Genomic DNA, 8,819 nt, shown 5'->3' with positions numbered 1-8,819 from the left:
AGTTGCCGCGCTCCGCGCGGCAACTCTCTTTGGGGGTTTTAAAATTATCCCGAACTCACGTTATACCAATTCACGAAAGTGTGACAACACTTCAGTGAATTAAAAAACAAACCCAATCAGGTTTTGAGATTCCCAAAATGGCGTTGCCATTTTGGGAATTGGTATTACCTAGCTCGGAGAAAAGCACTAATTGCCATAAAAACCTTATTATTGAGAAGATCGGCGCGCTTTTTTTTGCTCGTATCATCATTACCCTGAAGTGAATCGATGATGGCATTAAAATCTTGAATAGCCTGATTAAAGGACGCTTGATTAACAGTAATAGTTGATTTGCTTAGCGATACTTTTCCGTCACCAGAGATCGATATATCACCATTGGTTAATGCAGGACTTAACGCTGCGATGAGATCGTTTACCAAGTTACTTGACACCCCAGCATCAAATCCTGAGTTTTGCAAAGATAGGATCAACCCCTGTTTACCCAGTTCGATGGTAGCTGGGTCTAGTTTTGCGGGAACGAGGCTAATTATTTGAGGGACGATATCAGAAACGTTAATGGTTAAGAGATTTGCACTGGAGTTTTCTGAACCAATCGGGGAGTTAGAGGTTGGCGTTACCACCACAGGAGCAGGACCCGCTTGTACAGGCTGGACGCTCAAACAAAGTATGGAGGCGCAGAGAATGAATAATGTCTTTTTCATGGCAAGCTACCTAGCTTATTTAAACTTTAAAAATGCGGTTGATTCGAGCGATCGCTAGCCTTTTTTAGAGCAGTTGACACTGTAAAAAACTTCGCCATCAACTGCTCTAGACATTATATGACTTAGATAAATTTATCTGCGCCCAAGGTAATTAAACCCATAGGTAATGCCCAAAATCAGCTGAGTACCAGCGTTACTATTATTGGTAACATCCGAGTAGGTCAAGTTGATATTGAGCGGTAAAGTGCGATCGGGAAGAAAGCCCACAGCGAAGTTCAGTCCTTGCCCCGACCAAGCCGAACTCACAGCCCATTGGGGATCTAATAGATAGCCAATGCTGCCAAATACGCCAACACCACCATTGCTATCAGATTTACGATAGGTTCCACCACCTACACCAGCAGAAATAACCAAAGGCTTGGGATTATCTTTGCTTGAAGGATCGGTCAACCGCGATAATGTAGCCACCCCATAGACGGAGGATGGCGTTCCGCCTGCATTAATTCCATAGTTAGCAAAGTTCGTCCAACCAACAGCAACGCCTACTTGGTTTTCAGCATCACCATAAATTATTTTATGCACCTTAAGATCAAAGGAACCATTAGAAGCAAAGCTACGAATACTATTGATATTGAAGACTCCTTCAACCGCAAAGTATTTATTTGCATCGCCTATACCCGTCGCTAGAGCAATACTTCCATCCACCCGATCCCGTAACTTTCCAGCCGTAGCAGCAAAAAGACCAACAAAAGCATCTCCAGTTTCTAGCCCAAATCCACTGGGCGTTCCTGCGTTTAAGCCTGGATAGTAGGAGGGCTTGATCGAGAGAGGCTCAATCTTAATAAAGGGAGAATTAGAAGTTGGCTCTGTTTGAGCGATTTTATTCTGGACGGCTTCTACTAGGCTGCTATCTGGTTTAGTAGAGATTTTAATAGAAGAGCTGGGCTTATAGGCAATTGTGGGTTGCTGGAGATCCTTCGCGGTAAAGGGCAACCTATTTTGAAGAACGGGAGGATTTGTTACTTTATTTTTGGGGTTAGTTGTTTTAGTTACCTTGTTTTGGGCAACATTTTTGACTGTTGGAGATTTGACTGTTGGAGATTTGACTGTTGGAGATTTAGCTGTTGGAGCGCTTTTAGTAGAGTTTTGGGGATCCGAAGAGGTTGTCTTTTTGGGGTTAGATTCTGTCTGGGCAGATATCTCACCAATGGAAATCATCCCTAGATTAACCACTGCAACTGTAGATACTAGTAGCAATCTCTTTGTAGAGAATTTTATAGAGCATTTTGTAGAGCATTTCTGTAGCATTTATATTCCTCACCCACGATCTAACTTTGCTGAATCTATCGAAATCGTGCAATCTTAGGCTCAATATATTCAAAACAGCAGAGAGGCGATCGCTTCTCACTCAAACAACACAAAAATGCAATACTCTTTTAAGATCTTCGCACGATTTCTCTTATGACGAAGAACCAAGATTATACATTATTATGCCGTTAAAGATCGGTTTTCATTAGCAGATTATTAGCAGATTAGGTCAATAAGTCTTGAAATCGAACAGTCATTTTACAAAATTATTGCGAATTAAATTAAATGCGGTTTTAAAAGCCCAGCCTAGCCTATTGCCCGAAAATGCGGCTTGTCTGATCGCGGTTTCAGGGGGGCAGGATTCCCTATGCTTAGCCAAACTCTTCCAGATGCAACGGAGCAAATTTAATTGGGGTCTAACGATCGCCCATTGCGATCATCAATGGCGGTATGACTCAAGGGCGAATGCGGAACATGTCGAAAAAATAGCGAAGGAATGGGGAATCAGCTTTTGTTTGAGAACTGCGACCCGATCGCTAACTAGCGAAGCTAGTGCAAGGGAATGGCGCTATGAAATGCTGGTAGATATGGCAAAGGAAAGTCAAAGCGCCTATGTCGTAACGGGACATACCCGCAGCGATCGCGTGGAAACCTTACTCTATAACTTGATGCGCGGTAGCGGAGCCAATGGCTTAGCTTCATTAACTTGGCAGCGATCGCTCACACCTGAAATTAATTTAGTGCGTCCGTTATTACAGGTCAGTCGTCATGAGACCGCAGCCTTCTGTCAAGAAAACAAAATTGTAGTTTGGGAAGATAGTACCAATCAAAATCTCGATTACCGTCGCAATCGTCTGCGGTTAGAAACTATTCCCTATCTCCAAACTCATTTTAATCCCCAGCTAGAAAATGCGATCGCCCAGACTTCGGAGCTTTTGTCTGCGGATATCCTCTATTTAGAGTCGCAAGCACAACATTTTTTTGTGGAAAATATTTCCGTAATTTGGGATGCGACAGCACCTCGACTGCACCGCCAACACCTTCAGCAGCAACCCTTAGCTTTACAAAGAAGAATTGCCAGACAATTTCTATCCAGATATTTAATCCATCAAGTAAATTTTGAAGATATCGAGCGATTTTTAAATTTATTAACCGCTCAAAACCGATCGCAAAGCGCTCCTTTTAAAGGACAGATTTTTGCCCTAGTCGATCATCCTTGGATCGTCCTACAGCATAAGTAATACCAAAGCTCAAAATGGCTACGCCATTTTGAGCTTTGAAAACCCTTACTGGGTTTAGTTTTTAATTCACAAAAGTGTTGTCACACTTTCGTAAATTGGTATAAGTAGTTCGGCATAATTAAAAACCTAGAAGAGCATACCGCCCGCTACGCGGGCGGTATGCTCTCTGGTTTTAAGTTTACTTATGCCTAGCTACTTACCAGAGTTCAAAATGGCTACGCCATTTTGAACTCTGATATTACTTTCCACCAAGGGCGATCAGCGCCAAGAAACTACCACTATTCCAGAGACAATGTAATAGCATTGAAGATAGGAGGTTCTTGGATCGCCAATAGACAAAACCCATCACCATACCGAGTACGCTGAGGGGAATAATATCGGCAATGTTTAAATGAGCCAAGGCAAAGAAAAATCCACTTAGGGCGATCGCTCCCCACACTGGCAAAGATTTGGTAAGCGAATGCAGTAAAAATCCCCGAAACAGGTATTCCTCAAAGAAAGGAGCAGCGATCGCTAAAGTCGTCCAGAGCAGAAATTTCGGTAGATTATTTTGACTATCGGTCAAGATTGGTAATAGAGGATTACCACCACCCTGTCCTTGGAGAAATTTTTGGCTGATCACCGATACGATCAAAACCAAAGGAACTGCGGCAAAATATCCACCAATTCCCCATGCTAGCCACTTTAGGGAAGTAAATTTGATGCGAAACCAACCTTCTGGCAAGGGACGATAGGGGGCGAGGCTAGCTTGCAGAATCGGCAACATAGGAATTACGGAAAGGACGTAGGGAATAAGCACGAGTAATGCTTGAACGGTGAAATCTTCCTTAGCCCTTGTGGAAATATCTAGGAATTCAAAGATTAAGGGCAACACAAATTGCGTCATCAAACAAAATGCGGTAAACCACAAAACCATTACTTCCCAAGTGGTTTTTATACCCCAAGGAACTTCCCAACTAATTTGAGGGTGTTTGATTTGAGAGTGACGGTCAAAAGGAGAAGACTTGCGAAAGAATATCCATTGAATTAATAGGACAAGCCAAAGCAGAACCCCAATACCACCACCAATAACAGGAATAGAATTGATGATTGCCAGTCGATTAATCGCTAAGGTAACTTCTATACGCGCCTGTTGCTCTAGTTCGGAGATCTTTTCATTCCTTTGCTGAGCTTGATAGAGCTTTGTCAAAGCCTGTTTGCGATACCAACCGTCAAGGGTGCGTCGAATCTGGGTTTCGGCATTGGGGAATAGCGCTACGGGTTCCGACCATAGCCCTTTCAGGATTTGAGCAGTTAATCCATAACTGGTCATGGACTGTCCTTCTAATTTGGTGACGTTTTCCCATGTAGCGATCGCCCCTTTAATATCCCCAGTTTGAATTTGGAGCAGCCCTGTACGATCACTAATTTCACTGATACTTTCTATTTTCTTTTGTTTCTGTTTAGAGAGCGTCTGCCGCTCATAGCTATCTAGATCGCCATTTCGAGCTTGGCGATCTAGACGGGTGAGATTATCTTTACCATCACTAAGAACTTCTTGATAACTGCTGAGAGCTTGTGTATATAAATCCTGAGACGTTCCATCACCAACAAGAATTTGAAATATGTCATCGGCAGAATTATTGGGAGACTGCTCGGATACTTGTGTGGCTTGTAAAATCAAATCAGTTTGGAGCAAATCTAATTTTGTCTGCTCTTGAGGATTATTCCAGCTTGCTTGTAAAGTGAAGATAATAAATAAAATAGACAATAAGCTGAGAATACTTAGCAGTAATGATTTAACATCCAAAGATTTTTCATTCAAAGGCTTAGAATCCATTCTTTTATTTCAGGGGATAGGGCTGGGTGAAGCACCGCCCATCCTATCATTTCGATCCCGCAAATCGCAAACCCGCAATACCTACCACGATCGCCCCAATGTACATAAATCTAGACAAATCTCGCGATTCACCGAGAAATATAGAACCGACCAATGCCGTTCCTACTACACCGATACCCGTCCAGACAGCATAGGCTGTGCCCACGGGTAAGGTTTTTAGGGCTTGGGCGAGGAGGATCAGACTGATGGTAATGGCGGAGATCGTTAGCAGGCTGGGTAATGGTTTGCTAAAACCATCGGTATATTTCAAGCTACTCGCCCAGACAACTTCCAATAGCCCCGCAATAATTAAATTAATCCAATCCATTATGTTTTTTATAGCTATATTCACTTAAGTCAGGACATCAAACCCAATAGAGAGTTGCGGCGCGAAGCGCCGCAACTCTCTATTGGGTTTTGATTATACCAGTTCACGAATTGGTATCAGGTAAGGATGGGCGACGCAAAGCGTCGCCCATCCTTACCCATTAAATATTTTTTGCCGCCGCCGAAGTTCGCAAGGATAGGGAACTTAAAACTACGCTGACAGAACTAAGCGCCATTGCTAAACCCGCGATCGTGGGATTGAGCGAAATCCCTAAACTAGGGTAGAGAATCCCTGCGGCAATGGGGATCGCCAAAGTATTGTAGGCAAAGGCCCAGAATAAATTTTGGCGGATTTTACTGAAGGTAGCGCGGCTGAGTTGGATCGCAGGCACAACATCGCTAATATCATGGCGCATTAACACAATATCCGCCGTTTCCATCGCGACATCTGTTCCCGAACTGAGGGCAATGCCCACAGTGGCGCTGGCAAGGGCTGGCGCATCGTTAACGCCATCCCCAATCATTGCCACCCGATTCCCCTCGGCTAATAGTTTCCTAATGGCTGCTGCCTTGCCATCGGGCTTGACATCCGCGATCGCCCGTTCGGGAGGAATGCCCAACTGATGGGCGATCGCGATCGCAGTTTCTTGCCGATCACCCGTAAGCATCCACACTTGCAGCCCCATCGCTTCGATTTGACGAACGACATTAATGGCTTCAGGCTTGAGGCGATCGCGCATAGCGATAATGCCCGATAGTCTGGCATCTACGGCAACAAAAACGGGAGTTTTCCCCGCCTCGGCAAATTGCCGCGATCGCTCTAACATCTCGCGAGAAATTTCTACTTGGCGAGCAGACAACCATGCGCTATTGCCCACCAGAATCTCTTCACCCGTTACCAGTTGGGATTCCACGCCGCATCCTGCCACAATTTGCGAAGATTGGGTGGGCAATAGGTCGATGTTTAAGGATTTGGCTCTAGAGATCGTTGCCGCACCGAGAATGTGGTTCGCGCCAACTTCCGCACTTGCCGTAATTTGCAGCAGTCGTAATACTGGGGCTGGGACTTCACGATCAGCGCGATCAGTTAGATCTTGAAATAGATCTTGAAATAGATCTTGAAAGTTAGTTTGATCAATGACTTCGCGATCGCGATCCATCGCAAGGGTAACGACATCAGTAACTTCAGGTTTACCCTCAGTCAAGGTACCTGTTTTATCAAAAACTACCGCCGATAGCCGATCAATCTTTTCTAAGCTTGCACCACCCTTAATGAGAATCCCTCTTTCAGCCCCAAGCCCTGTGCCGACCATAATCGCTGTGGGCGTTGCCAGTCCCAAGGCGCAGGGACAAGCCACCACCAAAACAGCGATCGCTAAGCGCAGGCTAAATACAATTTCAGCATGGAGAATCCCATACCAAGTTAGAAATGTTAGAACAGCGATCGCCATGACCGAATAGGCAAAATATCCTGCCACGCGATCGGCTAGGTATTGAATGGGGGCTTTGCTTGCCTGTGCTGCTTCCACCAAGGATACAATTTTCGCCAACGTCGTTTCCGAGCCAATCTGGAAGACCCGAACCGTAATGGCTCCCGTCAAATTTAAAGTCGCCCCCGTAACTCTTGCTCCTAATTGCTTGGTGACAGGCATTGACTCGCCTGTAAGCATCGACTCATCAATACTCGAACTCCCGCCGACGATTTCCCCATCGATGGGAATTTTTTCTCCAGGCAAAACCACGATGCGATCGCCTACTTGCAAGTCTTCCACTGCTACCGAGACCTGCAATTCTCCATCAGCACCTTGCACTAACAATCTGGCGCTAGGAGGCTGCAACTCCATCAAGGCGCGGATAGCGTTGGAGGCTTTCCCCTTCGATCTCTCTAATAGAGCCTGCCCTAGCAATACAAATCCCAACAACATCACAGGCTCTTCAAAGAAACACTGCCAATGGAGTTGTGGAACCCATAAAGCGATCGTGCTTGCCAAATATGCCGCAACCGTTCCTAACCCTACTAACGAGTTCATATTTGGCGCTCGATACCACAAAGATCTCAAGCCATCCCACCAAATTGGGCGACCAATCCAGCCTAGCGCTACCGTGGAGACGATCCAATGAACGTACATATTCCCCAATAGAGGTACATCCATTACGCCGATTAGACCCAAATGTCCCACGATCGCTAAAAGTACTAACGATGCAGGAATCGCGATTTCCTTAGTAATCCCCAACCAAGAATTTGCAGTTGGGTTTGGCGGTAATGCTTTGCCTGTCAATTGGCGATCGCGTTTATCAATAAATTCCGCTGCAAAACCTGCTTTAGCGATCGCCTCAATTAACTGCGGGGCTAGGTTCTGGGGTGAGTCCTCTGAGCCATAAACTACGGTGGCTCTCTCCGTCAACAAATTGACGTTCGCCGCCTTGACCCCTTCACAGGCGAGCAGACGTTTTTCGACCGTTGCTACGCAACCCGCACATTTCATACCCGCGATCGCCAAGGCTAAGGAGCTAGATCGGGTTGTAGGTGGTGCTATGGGGGATATTGATGTTATTGATTGAGTCTCTGCCACAAACCTAATACCCAAAAACGATAATCTAAATTTAGAAAGCTCTTTAAGATTCCTACTTTAACCTAAGTTGCGACCCGCTCTAAAAACCTCTATCACAGCGATCGCGATCGCTCTGGATATTGCCGCGATCGCTTGTCAAACTGATACTGCCACCTTTGCCAGAGCAATCAGAGACATTTGAAGCGATCGCATTACGCATTACTAGTCATGATTCTTAGAGAACCTTTCAAATAATCTCTAAGAATCAAATATCTACTAATAAATTCTACGGGTAAATAACTTTAGATTCATCTAGTAATTGTTGTTGGTCTTCTGAAACTTTGCGATAGTAAATGGTATACTTTGTAAGCTTAAACTCATCATTCTCAAACTTATATTCAGCTTTATAACCCTCTAGATTATGAACTGCATTAACTTTTAAAGTTAAGTTTTCTAGATCGAAATCTGATAATCCATTAACTAGCTTTCGGTAAAACCAAATAGGTTGACCATTTAAATCCATCATTGAGTACGCATCAGATCTCATTAAAAAAGAGAGTGGCTTAATTTCAATAGTGTCATTTTTTATTGAATAGAGCATGTACTCAAAATAATCAGTGTATGCTCCATTACCACAATAAAATGCTAGAATGTATGTCTGACTATTGACTTGATGAACTTTAGAAGATTTCCCAATTACATCGCGTCTTAATCCAGTTTCTTCACAAACATGTAGATTCTTTCTATGCTTGTAAATATATGCTAATTTTTCGTAATTGCTCAACACATAGAGAATAAGGATTTGAGAGGATTTAAAGCAATAAGAATGGAC

Annotated in this window: 8 protein-coding genes; 2 read left to right on the top strand and 6 right to left on the bottom strand. The window is 44.2% G+C overall.

Annotated features, from left to right (window positions below):
- Window positions 1-164: 164 nt before the first annotated feature.
- Both PSE7429_RS18605 and PSE7429_RS18600 read right to left on the bottom strand, forming a co-directional pair.
- Window positions 165-701: a hypothetical protein gene (locus tag PSE7429_RS18605; RefSeq protein ID WP_009628870.1), complete on the bottom strand. Its 537-nt coding sequence runs from the start codon at window positions 699-701 to the stop codon at window positions 165-167.
- 132 nt (window positions 702-833) lie between these two features.
- Complete coding sequence (locus PSE7429_RS18600; RefSeq protein WP_144052540.1) at window positions 834-1,694, bottom strand: hypothetical protein; 861 nt, start codon at window positions 1,692-1,694, stop codon at window positions 834-836.
- Window positions 1,695-1,773: 79 nt separating this feature from the next.
- On the opposite strand from PSE7429_RS18600, the gene PSE7429_RS26015 reads away from it, so the two are divergent.
- A complete protein-coding gene (locus PSE7429_RS26015) occupies window positions 1,774-2,067 on the top strand; it encodes a hypothetical protein (RefSeq protein ID WP_144052539.1) in 294 nt (97 codons plus the stop codon).
- Between the two features lie 181 nt (window positions 2,068-2,248).
- A complete protein-coding gene (gene tilS / locus PSE7429_RS18595) occupies window positions 2,249-3,250 on the top strand; it encodes a tRNA lysidine(34) synthetase TilS (RefSeq protein WP_009628868.1) in 1,002 nt (333 codons plus the stop codon).
- Window positions 3,251-3,488: 238 nt separating this feature from the next.
- Here tilS and PSE7429_RS18590 read toward each other — a convergent pair whose 3' ends face one another.
- The 4 genes from PSE7429_RS18590 to PSE7429_RS18575 form a co-directional block, all read right to left on the bottom strand.
- Entirely contained in the window at window positions 3,489-5,069 is a 1,581-nt protein-coding gene (locus PSE7429_RS18590) for a CPBP family intramembrane glutamic endopeptidase (protein ID WP_009628867.1), read from the bottom strand.
- 46 nt (window positions 5,070-5,115) lie between these two features.
- The gene (gene sugE, locus PSE7429_RS18585; protein ID WP_009628866.1) at window positions 5,116-5,436 is read right to left on the bottom strand and encodes a quaternary ammonium compound efflux SMR transporter SugE; all 321 of its coding nucleotides are present in this window, start codon (window positions 5,434-5,436) and stop codon (window positions 5,116-5,118) included.
- Window positions 5,437-5,596: 160 nt separating this feature from the next.
- Window positions 5,597-8,008, bottom strand: a complete 2,412-nt coding sequence (locus PSE7429_RS18580; protein WP_233424388.1) for a heavy metal translocating P-type ATPase — start codon at window positions 8,006-8,008, stop codon at window positions 5,597-5,599.
- Window positions 8,009-8,273: 265 nt separating this feature from the next.
- Window positions 8,274-8,819 (bottom strand): hypothetical protein (locus PSE7429_RS18575; RefSeq protein WP_009628864.1); only part of this gene is annotated, 546 nt, incomplete at its 5' end.

The sequence above is a fragment of the Pseudanabaena biceps PCC 7429 genome, from assembly GCF_000332215.1.
GTDB classification, from domain to species: Bacteria; Cyanobacteriota; Cyanobacteriia; order Pseudanabaenales; family Pseudanabaenaceae; genus Pseudanabaena; species Pseudanabaena biceps.
Note: the sequence above shows the minus strand (reverse complement) of the source record. Positions and strands in the feature narration are given on the sequence as shown.

Coding starts and splice junctions, on each gene's coding strand:
- PSE7429_RS18590 (WP_009628867.1), bottom strand. CDS start 5,069: ATGGATTCTAAGCCTTTGAATGAAAAATCTTTGGATGTTAAATCATTA.
- PSE7429_RS18605 (WP_009628870.1), bottom strand. CDS start 701: ATGAAAAAGACATTATTCATTCTCTGCGCCTCCATACTTTGTTTGAGC.
- sugE (WP_009628866.1), bottom strand. CDS start 5,436: ATGGATTGGATTAATTTAATTATTGCGGGGCTATTGGAAGTTGTCTGG.